The sequence below is a fragment of the Microcystis sp. M169S2 genome (genome assembly GCF_020245865.1).
Taxonomy (GTDB): domain Bacteria; phylum Cyanobacteriota; class Cyanobacteriia; order Cyanobacteriales; family Microcystaceae; genus Microcystis; species Microcystis ichthyoblabe_A.
Genome location: NZ_JADBUB010000028.1, coordinates 1 through 16,690, shown reverse-complemented (window position 1 = coordinate 16,690; position 16,690 = coordinate 1). Strand labels below are relative to the sequence as shown.

At 40.1% G+C, this 16,690-nt stretch carries 16 protein-coding genes; 2 read left to right on the top strand and 14 right to left on the bottom strand.

The features are described from left to right. Window positions 1-182 precede the first annotated feature (182 nt). From trxB to IM485_RS02750, 6 genes are all read right to left on the bottom strand, one after another. Complete coding sequence (trxB, locus tag IM485_RS02775) at window positions 183-1,541, bottom strand: thioredoxin-disulfide reductase (protein WP_287741114.1); 1,359 nt, start codon at window positions 1,539-1,541, stop codon at window positions 183-185. Window positions 1,542-1,676: 135 nt separating this feature from the next. Next, window positions 1,677-2,054, bottom strand: coding sequence for a hypothetical protein (locus tag IM485_RS02770; RefSeq protein WP_287741112.1), 378 nt, complete (start codon window positions 2,052-2,054; stop codon window positions 1,677-1,679). Then, entirely contained in the window at window positions 2,026-2,613 is a 588-nt protein-coding gene (locus tag IM485_RS02765) for a Panacea domain-containing protein (protein ID WP_272081275.1), read from the bottom strand. Before IM485_RS02765 ends, IM485_RS02770 begins: the two co-directional genes overlap by 29 nt. A 134-nt stretch (window positions 2,614-2,747) precedes the next feature. Beyond that, window positions 2,748-3,518, bottom strand: coding sequence for an HAD family hydrolase (locus IM485_RS02760; RefSeq protein ID WP_287741106.1), 771 nt, complete (start codon window positions 3,516-3,518; stop codon window positions 2,748-2,750). Window positions 3,519-3,560: 42 nt separating this feature from the next. Beyond that, on the bottom strand, window positions 3,561-4,754 hold the full coding sequence (locus IM485_RS02755; protein ID WP_287741103.1) for a lipase family protein: 1,194 nt from the start codon (window positions 4,752-4,754) through the stop codon (window positions 3,561-3,563). A 131-nt stretch (window positions 4,755-4,885) separates the two neighbouring features. Further along, complete coding sequence (locus IM485_RS02750; RefSeq protein WP_104395302.1) at window positions 4,886-6,877, bottom strand: DUF262 domain-containing protein; 1,992 nt, start codon at window positions 6,875-6,877, stop codon at window positions 4,886-4,888. A 179-nt stretch (window positions 6,878-7,056) separates the two neighbouring features. Between IM485_RS02750 and IM485_RS02745 the strand changes: the two genes are divergently transcribed. Beyond that, the gene (locus IM485_RS02745) at window positions 7,057-7,689 is read left to right on the top strand and encodes a Uma2 family endonuclease (protein ID WP_104395303.1); all 633 of its coding nucleotides are present in this window, start codon (window positions 7,057-7,059) and stop codon (window positions 7,687-7,689) included. Window positions 7,690-7,737: 48 nt separating this feature from the next. Here the strand turns inward: IM485_RS02745 and IM485_RS02740 are convergent, their stop codons facing one another. Further along, window positions 7,738-8,688 (bottom strand): ABC transporter ATP-binding protein, encoded by a 951-nt coding sequence (locus IM485_RS02740; RefSeq protein WP_194015602.1) that lies wholly within the window; start codon window positions 8,686-8,688, stop codon window positions 7,738-7,740. A gap of 280 nt (window positions 8,689-8,968) precedes the next feature. Between IM485_RS02740 and dacB the strand changes: the two genes are divergently transcribed. Further along, window positions 8,969-9,856, top strand: coding sequence for a D-alanyl-D-alanine carboxypeptidase/D-alanyl-D-alanine endopeptidase (gene dacB, locus IM485_RS02735; protein ID WP_287741097.1), 888 nt, complete (start codon window positions 8,969-8,971; stop codon window positions 9,854-9,856). A gap of 81 nt (window positions 9,857-9,937) precedes the next feature. Here the strand turns inward: dacB and IM485_RS02730 are convergent, their stop codons facing one another. From IM485_RS02730 to IM485_RS02700, 7 genes are all read right to left on the bottom strand, one after another. Beyond that, complete coding sequence (locus IM485_RS02730) at window positions 9,938-10,204, bottom strand: DUF6761 family protein (protein ID WP_002759637.1); 267 nt, start codon at window positions 10,202-10,204, stop codon at window positions 9,938-9,940. A gap of 85 nt (window positions 10,205-10,289) precedes the next feature. Next, entirely contained in the window at window positions 10,290-10,475 is a 186-nt protein-coding gene (locus IM485_RS02725) for a hypothetical protein (protein WP_287741094.1), read from the bottom strand. Further along, window positions 10,468-11,433: a M48 family metallopeptidase gene (locus tag IM485_RS02720; RefSeq protein WP_287741091.1), complete on the bottom strand. Its 966-nt coding sequence runs from the start codon at window positions 11,431-11,433 to the stop codon at window positions 10,468-10,470. The genes IM485_RS02725 and IM485_RS02720 overlap by 8 nt, the downstream gene beginning before the upstream one ends. A gap of 342 nt (window positions 11,434-11,775) precedes the next feature. Further along, window positions 11,776-13,902 carry a glycosyltransferase gene (locus IM485_RS02715; RefSeq protein ID WP_287741088.1) on the bottom strand — a complete coding sequence of 709 codons (2,127 nt, stop codon included), beginning with the start codon at window positions 13,900-13,902 and terminating at the stop codon, window positions 11,776-11,778. Between the two features lie 177 nt (window positions 13,903-14,079). Continuing rightward, entirely contained in the window at window positions 14,080-14,439 is a 360-nt protein-coding gene (locus IM485_RS02710; protein ID WP_238141808.1) for a type II toxin-antitoxin system PemK/MazF family toxin, read from the bottom strand. Beyond that, on the bottom strand, window positions 14,433-14,678 hold the full coding sequence (locus IM485_RS02705) for a hypothetical protein (protein ID WP_104395309.1): 246 nt from the start codon (window positions 14,676-14,678) through the stop codon (window positions 14,433-14,435). The genes IM485_RS02710 and IM485_RS02705 overlap by 7 nt, the downstream gene beginning before the upstream one ends. 55 nt (window positions 14,679-14,733) lie before the next feature. Then, window positions 14,734-16,359 (bottom strand): dipeptide ABC transporter ATP-binding protein, encoded by a 1,626-nt coding sequence (locus IM485_RS02700; RefSeq protein ID WP_287741082.1) that lies wholly within the window; start codon window positions 16,357-16,359, stop codon window positions 14,734-14,736. Window positions 16,360-16,690 lie beyond the last annotated feature (331 nt).

The following is a 16,690-nucleotide window of genomic DNA, read 5'->3' as shown; positions in this document are numbered from 1 at the left end:
GGTGTGGGGTGTGGGGTGTGGGGTGTGGGGTGTGGGGTGTGGGGTGTGGGGTGTGGGGTGTGGGGTGTGGGGTGTGGGGTGTGGGGTGTGGGGTGTGGGGTGTGGGGTGTGGGGAGCTTTTTCAGTAAACAGTAAACTCAAAACTCACATCTGATAACTGATAACTGATAACTGATAACTGATTATTGATAACTCTCAATTACTTGACGAAAATCGCTTTTTTGTTTGACTCCGCGCATTTCCTTGACTAATTCCCGGTCCTTAAAGAATTGTACCGTGGGAGTCCCAGTTACTTGACCCATTTTGGCAATTTCCAGGTCAGCTTCGATGTCAATTTCCACAAAATAAATTTTGCCATCGTACTCATCGACCACTTTATCTAAAATCGGTTTCAGGGTTTTACAGGGGCCACAGGTGGGAGAAACATATTTTACCATTAACAAGCGATCGCCGTCGTGGAATAATTTCCGCAAAGCATAACCCCCAACGTGACGAGTTTTGTTAATATCAAAAGTTTCCTCCGTATCGGCCGGGGTTTCGCTAACGGTTTTCGTCTCGTAATGTTCAGAAGTGGCTGATTGACGGTATTCTTGGATTAAATTATGCTCCGATAACCATCTTTCTGCCAATAACGCCGCCATACACCCCGTACCTGCGGCAGTGATTGCCTGACGGTATTCGTGGTCCTGTACGTCTCCTGCGGCAAAAACCCCCTCGACGCTGGTAGCAACAGTCCCCGGTTTGACTTTCACATAACCCACCTCGTCTAATTCTAGTTGTCCTTGGAATAGGGAAGTATTGGGAGTGTGACCGACGGCATAAAATAACCCTCTAACGGCTAATTCACTGATTTCTCCCGTTTGCGAGTTTTTAATGCGTAATCCTGCCATTTTACTGCCTGTACCGAACACATCCAGTGCTTGGGTGTGAAAATGAACGGTAACTTTCGGATTATTTAACACCCGGTCCTGCATTGCTTTCGAGGCACGCATCGCTTCCCCGCGTATCAATAAATGGACGTGAGAGCCGTATTTAGTTAAATATACGGCTTCTTCGGCTGCGGAGTCACCGCCACCGATGACAGCGAGGTTTTCCTCTCTAAATATCGGTGTAGCACCGTCACAGATAGCACAAGCGGAAATGCCGTTACTCCAGAATTGGGCCTCGCTGGGTAGTCCTAAGCGTTTGGCAGTGGCTCCTGTGGCGATAATAATACTATTGGCCTTCACTTCCCGGTCCGTGGAACGAATGGTAAAAGGACGCTGACTTAAATCCACCGAGATAACATCTTCGGTATAGCATTGGGTCCCCCATCTTTCGGCCTGTTCCTTCATTCTTTCCATTAGCTTCGGACCGGTAATTCCTTCGGGAAAACCGGGGAAATTTTCTACTTCTGTGGTGGTCATCAATTGTCCCCCCGGAATACCTCCCGCTTGGAAACCCTCAAACATCAAGGGTTTTAAGTTCGCACGCGCCGCATAAATCGCCGCCGTATATCCCGCCGGTCCCGAACCAATAACGACTAAATTCTCGACAGTCATAACCGTAAATGCAACTCATAACGACTACGCTTTTTAGTATAACAGATAATGTCGGGTGGGTTAGACGACGATAAGTTAGATAATTTACCCATCAGTTTAATATGCGTCCTAACCCAGCAAGAAGTAGATTTCTGCCTAAAAATCCAGAATATCTCGGATAATAGCTTTTAAATCGGCATCAGCAGGACGTTTGACAAACTGCTCATGGCTGTAAATCCAAACCAGTTTAATTGTGTAGGTAGTCGCGCTCACCAAATACATTAATCTAATTTGCCCCGCAGCACCTTTTGAAATCCGGATATCGAGCTTATGAAAAGTCCAGCCTTCCGGCAACTGAATTTTCCCCGGTAGAGGTTCCTGGCGGGAGTTATGGGGATATTGTTCGTCGATTAAATCCTCTAAAGTTTTGGTAATAAGTTCAACAAAGCTATTTTTGTGAACTTTTGCCAGTTTTTTGAAAGAGCGCTCGAAGTTGTCAGAAGATTCAATCGAGAAAGGAATTGAGCCAGTCATGCACTTCTCCTTTCCCAATACGATGAGAAGATTCCGTCGCCAATGCCTCCTTCAAAACTTCAGACATGGCTGCTTTGTAGGCCGGATGTTCCTGTTCTATCAAATCAAGCTTTTGATAACCTAATGCTTTCATATCATCAAGGAGAATTGGCTCTGTGGAACTTTCTTCTGGTAGCAGACCTTTACGAGCCTTTTTCCAAGGAAATTCCGCATGAGTCATATCACTCAACCTATAGGCGTGGTAGTTACCGAAATATTGCCAAATTTCTTCTAAAAGTTCTTTTTTCTCCGATGGCAGCCCAGACAAGGATTCTTGGCGAGGAATTGGTAATTGTTCAGCCTCAAAATCACTGTAGAACTTATAAGCAGCAGGACAAACCGGACCGTAACGCCATGCTTGAATTTCCTCCTTAAACAATGGTTCATCGTATAGGGCCAAATGCAAGCTCTGTGCATAATATAAAAGCTTTTGGACTTTCATATTAGTCATTTCAGCGTCTATACCATCCTCGTAAGCTCTGATAATAAAGTAGCGAGCCACAGTCAGGCAGTCAATCATAGCTCCACAAAATTTTTGGAATATCGACCTATGACCATTGTAGAAGAAATTGACAATTAGTACAAGTGTATGAAGAAAGCTTAACAATACTCATGGGGTAATGGGGGAAGTTTTAATATTTTTCGTCAGTGACTCTACCAGTGGGTGAAGTCTGCCGCAAATTGAGATAGGGATAACAGTTTAATACGGGTATCTTGAGCGACTTTTTGGCGCATTTGGGCGGTATTATAGCCCCAATCGGCTAAATATAAGCCCACATCGTTTAAATCTGCTTGTTGCTGCACTAATTCCAAAGCATCGAGACGATCCTCGACAAACCACAAATTAGCGGGAGATTCTGGTAAATCAGCCAGTATTTGCTGAATAGTCAGGTATTTCGGCTGTTTAATTTCCTTGCCAATTAATCTCGCTGCCGGAAAATTAATTGCTACTTTTTGTAACAATTGCTTGACAAAACGACTTTCTTTTGTAGTGATGATATAAACCAAAAAATCCGAGTCTAAAAGAGAGGCCAGGCGATTGATCGCGGGTTGATAAAATTGATGTAAGGCTAACCAAGACTCTAGATCCGACTCAATCCATTGATCCCTAAGACCATCGAGAGCATTAGAGAGAACTTTTTTCGCTATTTTCTCCCTTTCTAGCAGATTTTGAGCAATTGACGGCCAATTATTTAAAGCTTCCTCGTCGGGAATACCGAGAACGAGCGATCGCAACAGTAAAGGCATTTCCCAACCGGTTTCGATAACGGGACGAAGTTGCGAAAACCTCGGGAAAAAATCCTCGGGAATTGTTTCCGGCCAAAGGGTTTCATAGGTGCGTTTGCTAATCTGAAAATACTCGATCATGCCATCACAAAGAACACCATCAAAATCGAGTGCTAGAATACGGGGGAATTGATTCATAAATGCTGGTTTAATCTCAATAATGGCAGTATAGCGCAGCTATTAGCTATTCTTTGCTTCATCGTTGACATAACATAGTTGTCTGATGATTTCGGTGACAGAATTTTTTAATCCCTCTACATGAATCCAGCCCACATATACAGCATATACAATATTTTGATGATTGTCCTGTATATAAACATGATGGACACGATATAAATCTGAGCTTAAATAAATATAACCACTGGCATCTTTAAATTTACCTTCTAGTAATATTTTTTCTTTTAAAGGTTTCATTTTTACCACATCTTTAGTCACTCCAGATATTTTAGCTATTCTTTCTATGGCAAGATCAACACAAGTGTTATCACTGTAACTATGACCATGATTATAATCGTGCTGATCAAAATAAATTGTCTCTACGATATTTTTGGCCACTTTATCTGATGCTAGGTAATAGGTATGAGCATTAAGGGAATTTAAGACAACAGCAGCAATTTCTACGGAATCAAAAATATTGCCAGTCGCTTCTAGATAATAATCGCTCATTAAAATCTTGGATACATCGGTTATAGAATCAAAAAGAGGACGAATTGGATAAGCGATAATATCGGAGGAATTGATCAGATTATTCCAGAGCAAACGCTGGCCTTGATGCTGGCTAATAAATTTTTCAATTTGATTGGTATCAATGCCTAGAGTTAGATTTAAAAATGGGATCGGTGAACCCATTGTTGTCACACTAGATAGGGAAAGTTTGCCCCGTTCTTTACCGATAAGATTACGAATTTCATGAGCGGGATCCTTAGGATCAAAACGCTCAGAAAATAACAGATCCCAAAGGATTACAGTACCCAAAGAATGGGCGACTATATGTAATTCGGTTTCCTGGGGATAAGCTTGAACAAGATCGATTAATTGATCGGCAATAATGCGGCGAATTTGGGTTCCTCGATCGCTGCCTAAATAGCTAAATGCGTCACCGATAAAATAAGATAAATACTCTTTTCTAAAATTTTGATAGCGAAAGGATTGCTCGGGGTTAAAATTACTATTTTTCTGTTTTTGTGTCTGTAATTCTTGCTCGATATCTCGCCATAATTTTTCGGTTCCTTTGAGGACATTTCCCCAAAATCCCGCATAACAGTAGGGAATCGCCAGATTTTTGCGTTTACATTCTTCTTCAATTAGTTTAATTAATTTATTGGCATAACTAGCGTCTCTTGTGGCCACTCCATGAATAAAGTAAATCAGCATAATAGATTTATCTCAATAAGCGGTGATCGGAATCTTTCTTACTATACCCTTCTAGCTTCAGAAAAATATCAGGATGGAGGGAGATATAGTAATGCACAATTTATCCTATTTGTCAAGAGATGGTGGAGTGATTATTTAGGTTCTCTCTCGACTGACCAATCCTCTGAGGATAATCCCATAGTTTCTACTACTTTTACACAAAAATAGTAGATATCTTTGGCCGAGAAATTAGTTTCTACTATAAAAACATTATTTTCAAGTTTTTGAGGTCGGCGAAATTTTGTGTCATCTTTCGATAAAAAGCGAGGAAACTCTAGCACAATCTCTTGAAACTTTTCAGGGTCTAGATCGTAGAGGGTATTCAGAGTACAAATTAGTACATCTTTCCAAGTTTTAACTGTTTGTTGTTTACCACGAATAATTAGTTTTTTGGGTTTTGTATCCTTGACAGATGCAGTTTCATTGACCGGCAGCGAATCATCGCCAAAATAACTCCAAATTTTTATAACACGGTCGGTCAAATATTCAGCACGTTGTTCGATATCTTCTTTTTGCCATGAGTTAATACTATCAAAGTATTTATTGATTTCGAGATGGCTTTTATGGAGTTCTTCTTTCTTGTGAGAAAAATCTTTATCCGCCAGTTCTCCATTATAAGCCGTCAGGGTTAAATTACCTAAAGTATGCACAAGAAGTTGATGGGTAATATCTGCATCTGTTCCTAAATAATCCCTCCACTTATCATTTAATTTTTGCGGCATAATATGTTCAATAGTCAGGCGAGAATCACTTAAATCTACAGTTTCTCGATGACCAAAAGATTCTTCGATCGCACCGAGAATAATTTTCGCTTTTTCGCTGCGATTTCCTCCGTATAGTTTGATGGTGATTAACTTTTCTTTAAAATCATTATCTTTTGGGTAGTCTTTCTTTTGAAGAGAGATTTTTAATCTTTTAATAAAAGGTTCAGAGTTTAAAGCAGCATCTTTTTGAACTTGGGAATATAGTAAAGCAAAAGTTTTATTAAGTCCGCGAGTCTGAATACCACAAACAAAACGACGGACAAGAAAGTTTTCAAGGGTTTTTAAAACCTCTATAAAGTCCTTTTCAGATAATTTGCTATTTCCCCAGTCATCATAACAATTTAAAAGAAATGGATAGATAGTAGAGACCTCTAGACGCTGAAAAGAATCGAGATATTTACGAATACTAGAATTATTTTCCAGCTTGGGAGTGATTAGTTTGGCATAATACATGGAAAATGTATATAAGTCCTCTATATAGAGAGCGGGATTATTATCAGCTAGTTTATTTTTAAAGGCAGAATAAATTTCGTTATTTCTAATTTCTGCCCCACTTTTTGACAAATAGTGACGGATAAATTCTGTTAAATTATCTCCTAATTTTTCCTGCATCGGCAGCCAGTATCTATCATATAGTGTCTGTTGCTCCTCTTGACGAACGTTCATAAATAAATGATTACGAATTAAATCGGCCTCAGTTAAAGGCTGCCCCGTGGCATTCAAACTTTCAAATACTAGGTAGGGATCGTCGTCATTACCAAGAGTTATATTGACCAAAGATAAGTGATTACAGATAACTTCTGTTAGTTTAGCTAACGAATATGATTGTTCATTAATCTTTCTTTTAAAAAAGAAATAACACTGGGATATGGTATTTTCTTTGTCGATGATTTTGCCACGGATTACAGACTGAAAATATTCTAGGTCTAACTGAGTAGGTTGAATTTTAAAGTAATCAGAACCTTTTTTAAAGGGATTAACAAGAAATGTTTTGTCAATTTCTGCGCTTAAATCCTGTTCTTGTTGGTCTTTCGCTACGTCTCGCAAAGCAGCAAAGAGCAGAAAAATAGTCGTTAAACGTTGCTGTCCATCAATTAGCAGATATTTATTGACCACGCCGGAGTTAGGCGAAACTTGAGTTTTAACTATCGAACCCATAAAATGGGGACGAGGGTTTTCTTGACCGTACAAATAGCTTATGTCATCCCATAAATCTTCCCAATCTTTCTTTTTCCAACTATAAGTGCGCTGAAATAGTGGAATTATATATTGTGTGTTGCCTTGAATAATTTCTTGAAGAGTAACTACCGATGCTTGCATAGGGGCTAGTATAGGAAGATTGACTGATTATTCCTAGTATTTATCACTCTAACACAGCAATTTGGCACTGTCTAGGATCCTGGCGGTTGGTTACGCATTGCTAACCCAGACGACGAATTGCTATATAATACAAATGCCCGCTATTATAGAATTATATTTTTTACTTTTAACTTAGTCTTATGGTTTCGCAACTAGATAAAACTAACGTCACTGAAATTATCTACCCCGATAGCGATAGTCAACCTATGGCCGATAATACCTTGCAATTTCGTTGGATCACAACAATTAAAACTAATTTAGACTGGCTATTTCGCGATCAGTCTGATGTCTTTGTTGCGGGGGATTTACTTTGGTATCCCGTGGAAAATGATAATAAACTGCGTCAAGCGCCGGATATCATGGTGGTTTTTGGAAGACCAAAAGGGGAAAGGGGTTCCTATCGACAATGGCTAGAAAATAACATTAGTCCCCAGGTGGTTTTTGAAATCCTCTCTCCGGGTAACACTCTCACGGAAATGGCCAAAAAACAGCTATTTTATCAGCGTTATGGGGTCGAGGAGTATTATCTTTATGATCCCCATAAAAATGATGCCAGTGGTTGGATAAGAGGGGAAAATCAGCTAGAAATTCTGGAAACTCTCGATAATTGGGTTAGTCCCCGTTTAGGTATTCGTTTTCAGTTGGGGGAACCAGAAATGTTGCTTTTTTATCCCGATGGACAAGCTTTCACCAGCTATAACGAGGAAAAACAACGAGCGGAAAGATTAGCCAATAAACTGCGGGAATTGGGCATTAATCCTGACCAAATCTGAGAGGATGTTTCTTGGCTACTATTAAAAACGGATTTGCTCTGAGAGTGCCTATTGACTAGAGGCAATACCGCGCTGACGTAATTGGTCGATAAAAAATTCTTCTAGGGAAGCACGAGCTAAATTAAGACTGATCAAGCGAGCATCTATACTAGACAGGGCAGCCAGAAAAGCATCGGGTTCTCCCTGTAATTGTCCGTGCCAACAATTATCGCGCCAATGCAAACCGAGGAGCCATTGCTGTAGTTGCTCCTCCCTACCACCTTGAACAATCACCTGATAGACATCAGCACGACCGAGAATTTGGTCGAGGGAACCGACACAAAGTAATTCTCCCCGAGCTAACAGGGCAATGCGATCGCAAATTTGTTCCACATCGGAGAGAATATGAGAGTTAAAAAAGATGGTTTTCCCCCTTTGTTTGAGGGATTGAATAATTTCTCGCACCTGATAGCGACCGATAGGGTCCAGTCCCGACATCGGTTCATCGAGAAAGACTAATTCTGGATCATTGATTAATGCTTGAGCTATACCGATCCGTTGCATCATCCCCTTAGAATATTGACGCAATTGTTTTTTCTGGGCAGTTTTGCGGTCTAATCCCACTAAATCCAATAATTCAGGAATGCGTTTTTTCTGCAGAAAAGAGGGGATCTTAAAAATGCCGCCGATTAATTGTAGGAATTCCCAGCCGGTAAGATAGTCGTAGTAGTAGGCATTTTCGGGAAGATAGCCGATGCGTTGTCTGACCGAGCGATCGCCAATTGGTTGACCGAGAATCAAGGCCCGTCCGGAAGTGGGTCGGACAATCCCCAAAAGGGTTTTTAAGAGCGTGGTTTTGCCGGCTCCGTTCGGGCCTAATAATCCAAAAGTTTCGCCCTCATGGACAATTAAAGTACAGTTTTTCAAGGATTCGATTTTTTTATTTAACCAGAATCCTGTCCGATAAGTTTTTTGTAAGTTTAACGTCTCTAGCACAGTTTGACGGCTGGTATTCGTCATTGTTTTGGAATCATCTCTCCTAGACTTTGCTTTTATTATCCCCAAATTGTCAGCAGCAATGTCAACAGTATCAAAATAGCCCAGTTTTGGAACCCAGAAAAATTCCAACCGGTCTTGAGAAGCGGTATCAGTGCAGTTCCGGGCTATTGCCAGCTTTCTTCTCTGGCATTGCCGAAAATTAGCCGCTAAAATCTGTTAGAAAGGTAACTTTGACACTTGAGCGGCAACTGGTACAATAGTGCGAACGCTTACGGAAACCAGACTCTTACACAAACACAGCATGAAACAACTCCTCAATTGCCTTAATTCCCTGACAGTGGCCAGTGTCGCCACTATCGCTTTGGCCTACCCTGGCATCGCTCAAGTTAATCTGTCTGTTTATCCCGCTCCTTCCTCGTCGAACGAATCCATCGAATTATACGTTCCCCCGCCGGAAAACAATAACATCAATAATACCTGCACTCAATTGATTGGGGCAAATATCGATAAAATTATCAGTCAAGCTCCCAATCAGTGGGGTATATTAATCGAATCTATAGATCGCCAAACAGTTATTTATAGTCATAACGCTGATCGCTATTTTATCCCTGCTTCTAATACAAAGTTATTTACCACGGCTGCCGCTTTACAAGCGATGAACCCGGAAACGACAATTCGCAAAAAATCCCTGCGCGATTGGGTGAATATCACTAATCAGAGAAGTAATAATTTCTACGCTGACACTCTTTTTCGCTTTATCGGCGGTGCTAAAAATGTTACTGCCATCTTGGCACAATTGGGCATCAATCCCAGTGGTTTTCGTTTAGCCGATGGTTCGGGATTATCCCGCCGTAATACCGCTACTCCCCGCTCGATCGTGGAAATTTTGCGGGTGATGTATTATTCTCCTAATCGCGATACTTTCTATGCTTCCTTACCGGTAGCGGGAATTAGTGGCACCCTGAGAAACCGGATGCGTCAGACGGCCGCCACCGGCACAGTTTACGCTAAAACTGGCACTCTTACCGGTGTGCGGGCCCTATCGGGTTATCTAGAAAACCCCAACCAAGAACCGATGCTATTTAGCATTATCGTTAATAATCAACGGGTTTCTGGACAGGCTCTGGTGAAAGCGATCGATACTATTGTTCTACAGATGACCGAATCTCGTTCCTGTCAAGCTCAGTAAATCTCTCGTAAAAATCCCCAATTGTCCTGATCAGCTGTCCGCGCATTTAAATTGCTTGTGGAGATGAGGCAAGAGTAAAGGTTAATAATAGCCATAATCTGCCTCAGTTTGGGTTTGGGTTTGGGGGGAGAGATATTCAAAATTAGAAGGATCTCGCAGAAAACGAAATATTTCTTCTTCGAGACGATGAATTAGATAGGGTTCTATGGAACTAGAATGGCGTAAACAGGCTAAATAGCCTTCTACATATAGCCGGATCTCATCAAAACGCGAGCCACGGTGCCAAAGATCCACCATGTCATCGGTCAGTCTTTGATAGTAACGAATGGATTGGGTATCTTGGAGCATGGGCAGTAGAACAAAAAAAAGAGAGTGGGGGTAAGTGTGTATAGATAATACTAGGGAGAATTGCTATTCTTGGTTTCCCCTATCTCTATTGTACCCACCAAATCGGCAAAACACAGACAAGAGAATTTTCAGTGATCAGTAAAGGGTGTGGGGTGTGGGGTGTGGGGTGTGGGGTGTGGGGTGTGGGGAGAACAAAGCTGCCTTTTGCCTTTTGCATGAGCGCCTTTTGCATGAGCGCCTTTTGCCTTTTGCCTTCGTATAGATTATTCACGGTTTCTTTGTCTTTTTGCCCGTTCAATTTCTGCTTGTAGTTCTGCTATTTGTCGCTGCAATCTTTCGCTTTCGCTATTATTAGCATCAACATTAATTGAGCTTTTTACCCCTGTTTTGGCATAGTTTCCCCGGCGAATTTGACGATAGGATTCCGAGTTAAACCATTGCTGTAGATACTGGACTCTTTCCACGGAAAAAGGATGGGTTAAAAAGGAACCATTACCGCCATTATAAATGAGAAATTTATAAATCTGGTTTAAGTTATCTTGGTCTAATTGTCGGTAGGCTTCCCCTTGACGAATAAATTCTTCTAAGTTGCATTCATGCAGATATTTTTGGCTTCCTCCCGCACATTTCATTAAAGTTCTCAGGACTAAATTTAAATCATCAGTGACTAATAAAGCGGCTCTGTCTGCTGATAATTCGGCTTTTCTGCGCCATTCATAAAAGGCATAAACTAGACCGGTAGTAATGGCTTTTCCTAGTCCTAAAGTGATGTCCCCAAGGAAATTAGCCGCCCCCATCACCCAAAAAGACATTTGAATTAAAATACTATGATCGCATTTTAAATGACCTAATTCGTGGGCAAGAATTACTCGAATTTCTTCTTCATCTAAGAGGTCTAAAAGGGCAGTATTAAAGACAATATAGGGATGTTCTGAACCCAAAGAATAGGCATTGGCTAAAGGGTTTTGACTGACATAAAGATTCGGTTCTGGGGACATATCTAAATCCCGCAGACATTGGCGATATATACCGTATAAAGTGGCGTATTGACGCGGGCCGACTTTTAGATCATTGCCCATTAATAAAATTTGCTGGGGACGTTCATAGAGATATTCGGAAAAACTTTTCGCTAATAAATCAAACCCCGGAACTGATCTTAAGGTTTGTTCAGCTTGCTGATCTAGGGGATGTTTAAAAGCTTGACTGGAGATATCACGATAAGTTGGCATATTAATAAAACCTCTTGTAAAAATCAAAAATTGTTGTTAGGGTTAGGAGTCAGGAGTCAGAAGTCAGGAGTCAGTAGCCGGTCGTCAGGAGTCAGGATAATTAAGAATGAATAATTAAATGCTCTATTTACAGATTTTATGCCGCCATTTAATTCTTATTCTTGCCGTTTATAAAACCTCAAAAATTAATTATGCAAGAGGTTTATAGAATAAAAAAGTCAAAACTTGTCCTAAATTGATCCTATACAAATGCCTGATACATCTGCAAAATTGCGGATTCCAAAGTTGATTTGATTTCAGTGACATAGAATAGACCTGTGGGAGAAGTGAGCTTTTTTCTTGTTAACTATCTTTAGCAATAATTCCTAGATTCGATAACAAAGCTTGTAGGTTAGTTTGCACGGTAGCGGGTTGGTATCTCTTAATAGTTTCTAGGGAATTATCAGCGAGTTTTTGCCACAATTCCATATTATCATAGAGTTCGATCACTGCGCGGGCAAATTCCTCGGCAGTATCGGCAATTAAAACATCTTGGTGGTCAATTAATCCCATACCTTCCGCACCAATTTTTGTGGTAATAGTGGGTAATCCGAGGGAGAGACTTTGACCTATTTTACCCTTCATTCCCGCACCAAATCGCAGGGGAGCGACAAAAACACGACTCTTTTGGAAATAGGGTTCTACTTCGGGAACATAACCGGTGACAACTACTTTATCACTGGCCAATTCCTTCACTTCATCCTTGAGGTTACTTCCCAATAAATTAACGGTAATATAGGGATGGGATGCCCAAACTAAGGGCATAATTTCTAAACATAACCACTTAACGGCATCAATATTAGGAGGGTGATTGTAGCTACCAATAAATACTAAACCCGATCGCTGGTCAAAAGCAACTTTTTCTGACAGGGAAATTTCTTCATGGATATTGGGGATTACCCAAACATTTTTCACTCCTAAAGAGGATAAAACCTGCTTTTCGTCTTCCGTTACTACCACGGTTGCTTCCGCTTGGTTAGCATAGTTTAACTCTAATTTCTGATAGGTTTCCCAACTCCAGCTAGTATTTTGATAACTGGGATCGAGATAGTCTTTTTGTCGTTTTAAACGCAGAAAATGTAGGTCAATTGTATCATAAATAATTGGTGCTTTTGTTTTTAAGCGAATTAAATCCATATATTTATCGCACAATTCGGGACGACACAACCAAACTCCATCTATCAGAGGTAAATATTTGATTAATTTTTCTTCTAGATTATATCTTTGCGCTGTGCCATAAATAACCTCAATTCCTAGCTGCTGCAGGACGGAAGTATAGGGTTGTTCAGGATAGCCATTATCGGGAAAGAAGATCACTGAATAGCCTAAATTGAGCAGTAGCTTAAGAATATTTAATAAACGCACACAGCCGGATTCTCGATCGTATAGTGGAACGTAGGAATCAATGACTAAAATTGTCGGTTTTCCTTGTAAACGTCGGGCAGCTTTGGGTACATTATTAGGATCGTTATCTAGGTGTTTAGTTAATACCTTTGACCATTTTTCTCGAAACTTAGTTTGATTAATCACTTGATATTGTTTGATCCCACTGGAAAGGTCTGTTCCCGAGGTGATTCCTTCGTAGTGAATGACGTTAGATTGGGGTTGATAGAGGACTTGATAACCCAATTCTCGGAGGGCAAAACATAAGTCTGTATCTTCGTAATATGCGGGGATAAAGTCTTGAGAAAAACCACCTAATTGCTTAAATAAATCCGTGGGAACTAATAAACTGGCCCCCGAACAATAGTCCACGGGACGCACATAATTATATTCCGGTTCCTCGGGACTATCTAAGCGTCCATAATTCCAACCATCGGCAGAATTCCAGATAATTCCCCCCGCTTCTTGTTGTTTACCATTAGCATAAATTAACTTAGAACCCACCGCACCAACTTGGGGATTATTGACGATTAATTTCAATAAACTTTCTAGACAATTTTCCAGAATACGAGTGTCGTTATTGAGAAAATATAGGTATTGACCTTTTGCTTGACTAGCTCCATAATTACAGGAACGAATAAAACCAGAGTTTTCTGCATTAGTTAATACTTTAATTCCTTTAATTAAAGTGGCTAATTGTTCTAAGGTGTCATCAGTAGAAGCATCATTAACGATAATTACTTCATAAGCTAAATCAGGACTTAGGTTAACATACAAGGATTCCAAACAGTTAAAGGTGTAGGCAAATTGGTTATAAGCAGGAATAATAATCGAGACTAAAGGATTGTCACTACTGGCAATTTCTAGGGGTCTGGGTTCAGCTAGTTTAGCACTTTCGATCACCTGTTCTTCAAATTCAGAGGAACTCTTTCCTGTGAGAATTTTAATAATTTTTCGTTTCGTCTTTTTGAGTGCTGGTTTCCATCCTTCCTCTTGGAGACTAAAGACAAATTTTTTCAGCAGTTTTTTAACTTTAAAAATAATCATTGTTGTCGTAATTCCCTTAATTAATTGATAGATAAGATTAAATTGGCTGATAAACAATAATTTAAAATAATATCATCTAATTGTATTTTTGACAATATCATCAATTTAATTACCTCTTATTAAAAACGCTTTAAATATAAATAATTAATGTATTTTTTATTAAATAATCAATAGTGATTATACTAAACCTAAGCTAATTTGAATCGCTCGATCTATCTGCTGCCTTTCTTCTGTGTAGATGTCACCAATCTTTCTAATTAATCTTTGTTTATCAGTAGAACGGATTTGATTTAAAAGCACTACCGAGTCATTCTTTAGTCCTCGTGATGAAGCTTTAATTAATACTTCTGTCGGATACAATGGGTCTTGAAATTTGCTTGTTATGCCCGCAACAATAACAATGGGACTATACCGATTTGCTAAATCATTTTGTATGATTAAAGCAGGGCGTGTTTTTTGAATTTCTGAGCCGACAGTTGGATCAAAATTAACTAAATATATATCTCCTTTGTGCGGATAAATCTCAGTTACTACCATAGTTCTTCCTCTAGAGAAAACCAATCTTGTACTAAATTTAAATCTCTTTCTGCTCTAACAATAGCTCCTTCCTTTAATTGTTGCTTGAGGTAGTTTCTCTGTTGTTCCATAATATATAATTTAATCGCTTCATTAATTAAATTATTATATTCTTTTTCAGGATAATCACTACTTGTCAACCATCGATCAAGAAGTTGCATAGTATCTTCAGAGAGATTTATCTGAAGTTGTCTGGTCATTTTGTCTTTCCTAAATATATCTAGACAATAACAATTATAAACCCCTAGAGCAATTTTAGTTGCTGTCGGGATAAATTCTCGGAGCTGCGGCGATTAATTTTTGGGTGTAGGGGTGTTGGGGATGGCTAAAAATCTGTTCAGTGTCACCCATTTCAACAATTTTACCCGCAGTCATCACCGCAATTCGATCGCAGAGGAATCTGGCTAACCAAAGATCATGAGTTATAAATAAATAAGTGAGATTAAATAACTTTTGTAACTCTAACATTAACTCTAAAACCTGTGTCTGTACACTAGCATCGAGCATACTAACTGGTTCATCACAAATAACTAATTCCGGACGAGTAATTAAAGCGCGAGCAATGGCTACCCTTTGCTGTTGTCCCCCCGATAACTCCCTAGGATAGCGTCGATAAAATTCCTCTACCGGTGTCAAACCGACTCGATCTAACATTTCTAAAACCTGTTTTTTTGCCGTTTCTAGACTAACTTTTTGATGGATCAAAAGCGGATCAGCGATACTTTCCCCCACCGTCATTAGAGGATTGAGACAAGCGAGGGGATCCTGAAAAATCATCTGCATTAAGCGCCGTTTTGGACGCATTTTTTCCCCCGACAAAGGGGTTAAATCTTCTCCTAAAAATTCCACTTTTCCCCCGGTGGGTTTAATTAACTGTAATAGGGTTCGCGATAGGGTACTTTTCCCACACCCCGACTCCCCAACTAAACCGAAGATTTCCCCTCGATACAGTTCAAAATTCACTTCATCCACCGCTTTAATAAATTTCTTTTCTTTTTTGAAAAAACTATCTAAAAAGTTACCTTCTAGGGTATAATACTGTTTTAAATTATCCACCTTTAACACCGTCTCTTTGCCTTGAATTGCTGTTAATTTTTCCTCCCTTAACTGTAGGTGTAAAGCGGCGGCTAAAAGAGAACGGGTGTAGGGGTGTTGAGGTGTATTAAAAACTGTTTTTACCGTTCCTGATTCGACAATTTTGCCCCCCTTCATCACCGCTAATTGATCGCAATATTCTCCCACCATCGCTAAATCATGGGAAATTAACAATAATCCCATCTCTTCCTCGCTACATAAACGCTTTAATTCCCGCAGAATTTCCGCCGAAACTGTCACATCTAAACTGGTGGTGGGTTCATCGGCAATAATTAACTTAGGGTTTAATAATAAAGCTAAAGCAATAGCCACTCTTTGCCGCATTCCCCCGCTAAATTCGTGAGGATATTGGGACCAACGATTAGCGGGAATTTTCACTTTTTCTAGGACAGTACAAGCTTGATTTTTAGCTTGACGATAGGTTAAATTTCGTCGATGGGCTTGCAAAGTTTCCACACAATGATCGCCAATAGTCATCAGCGGATCTAGTCGCGTCATCGGATCTTGAAAGACTAATCCCACCGCTTCCCCGCGAAACTTTTCTAACTGTTTGCTAGATAAAGATAAAAGCGATCGCCCTTCAAAGGTAATCTCACCTTCCACGTGAGTGCGATTAGGTAATAACCTTAAAATAGCCTTACCGATGGTCGATTTTCCACAACCGGATTCACCTACTAATCCCAGAGTTTCCCCTTTGCCTATACTCAAAGATACCCCATCGATCGCCCAAGAGGGAGAACTTAATTCGGTCGGGTAGGCAATTTTTAGGTCTTTGATTTCCAACATAACGCGATCGGTAACGATAAAAGTTAGGACTTAAGTAAGTAGTTATAATTAAATCGAAGATAGATTTTGCGTCTGATCCCCCCTGCCCCCCTTGATAAGGGGGGTGCCGATCCCCCTGCCCCCCTTGATAAGCTGTCCTTTAGTCACATCTTTCTTAACATTTCAAACCTTTGTAGCACAAGGCTTTCAAGACTCGGTTAACAATTTTTAATATTCCTTGTTGACACCCTTACTGACAAAGAAAAAACTGAAATCAAGTCAGGATAAGGGTTGGAGTGCTTACTGCAAAAATTGTTAAGAAAGATCCCTATAAGGGATAGCTTGATAAGGG

Coding starts and splice junctions, on each gene's coding strand:
- IM485_RS02715 (WP_287741088.1), bottom strand. CDS start 13,902: ATGATTATTTTTAAAGTTAAAAAACTGCTGAAAAAATTTGTCTTTAGT.
- trxB (WP_287741114.1), bottom strand. CDS start 1,541: ATGACTGTCGAGAATTTAGTCGTTATTGGTTCGGGACCGGCGGGATAT.
- IM485_RS02755 (WP_287741103.1), bottom strand. CDS start 4,754: ATGCTGATTTACTTTATTCATGGAGTGGCCACAAGAGACGCTAGTTAT.
- IM485_RS02765 (WP_272081275.1), bottom strand. CDS start 2,613: ATGATTGACTGCCTGACTGTGGCTCGCTACTTTATTATCAGAGCTTAC.
- IM485_RS02705 (WP_104395309.1), bottom strand. CDS start 14,678: ATGACCAGACAACTTCAGATAAATCTCTCTGAAGATACTATGCAACTT.
- IM485_RS02730 (WP_002759637.1), bottom strand. CDS start 10,204: ATGCTCCAAGATACCCAATCCATTCGTTACTATCAAAGACTGACCGAT.
- IM485_RS02740 (WP_194015602.1), bottom strand. CDS start 8,688: ATGACGAATACCAGCCGTCAAACTGTGCTAGAGACGTTAAACTTACAA.
- IM485_RS02750 (WP_104395302.1), bottom strand. CDS start 6,877: ATGCAAGCATCGGTAGTTACTCTTCAAGAAATTATTCAAGGCAACACA.
- IM485_RS02720 (WP_287741091.1), bottom strand. CDS start 11,433: ATGCCAACTTATCGTGATATCTCCAGTCAAGCTTTTAAACATCCCCTA.
- IM485_RS02745 (WP_104395303.1), top strand. CDS start 7,057: ATGGTTTCGCAACTAGATAAAACTAACGTCACTGAAATTATCTACCCC.
- IM485_RS02710 (WP_238141808.1), bottom strand. CDS start 14,439: ATGGTAGTAACTGAGATTTATCCGCACAAAGGAGATATATATTTAGTT.
- dacB (WP_287741097.1), top strand. CDS start 8,969: ATGAAACAACTCCTCAATTGCCTTAATTCCCTGACAGTGGCCAGTGTC.
- IM485_RS02770 (WP_287741112.1), bottom strand. CDS start 2,054: ATGACTGGCTCAATTCCTTTCTCGATTGAATCTTCTGACAACTTCGAG.
- IM485_RS02700 (WP_287741082.1), bottom strand. CDS start 16,359: ATGTTGGAAATCAAAGACCTAAAAATTGCCTACCCGACCGAATTAAGT.
- IM485_RS02760 (WP_287741106.1), bottom strand. CDS start 3,518: ATGAATCAATTCCCCCGTATTCTAGCACTCGATTTTGATGGTGTTCTT.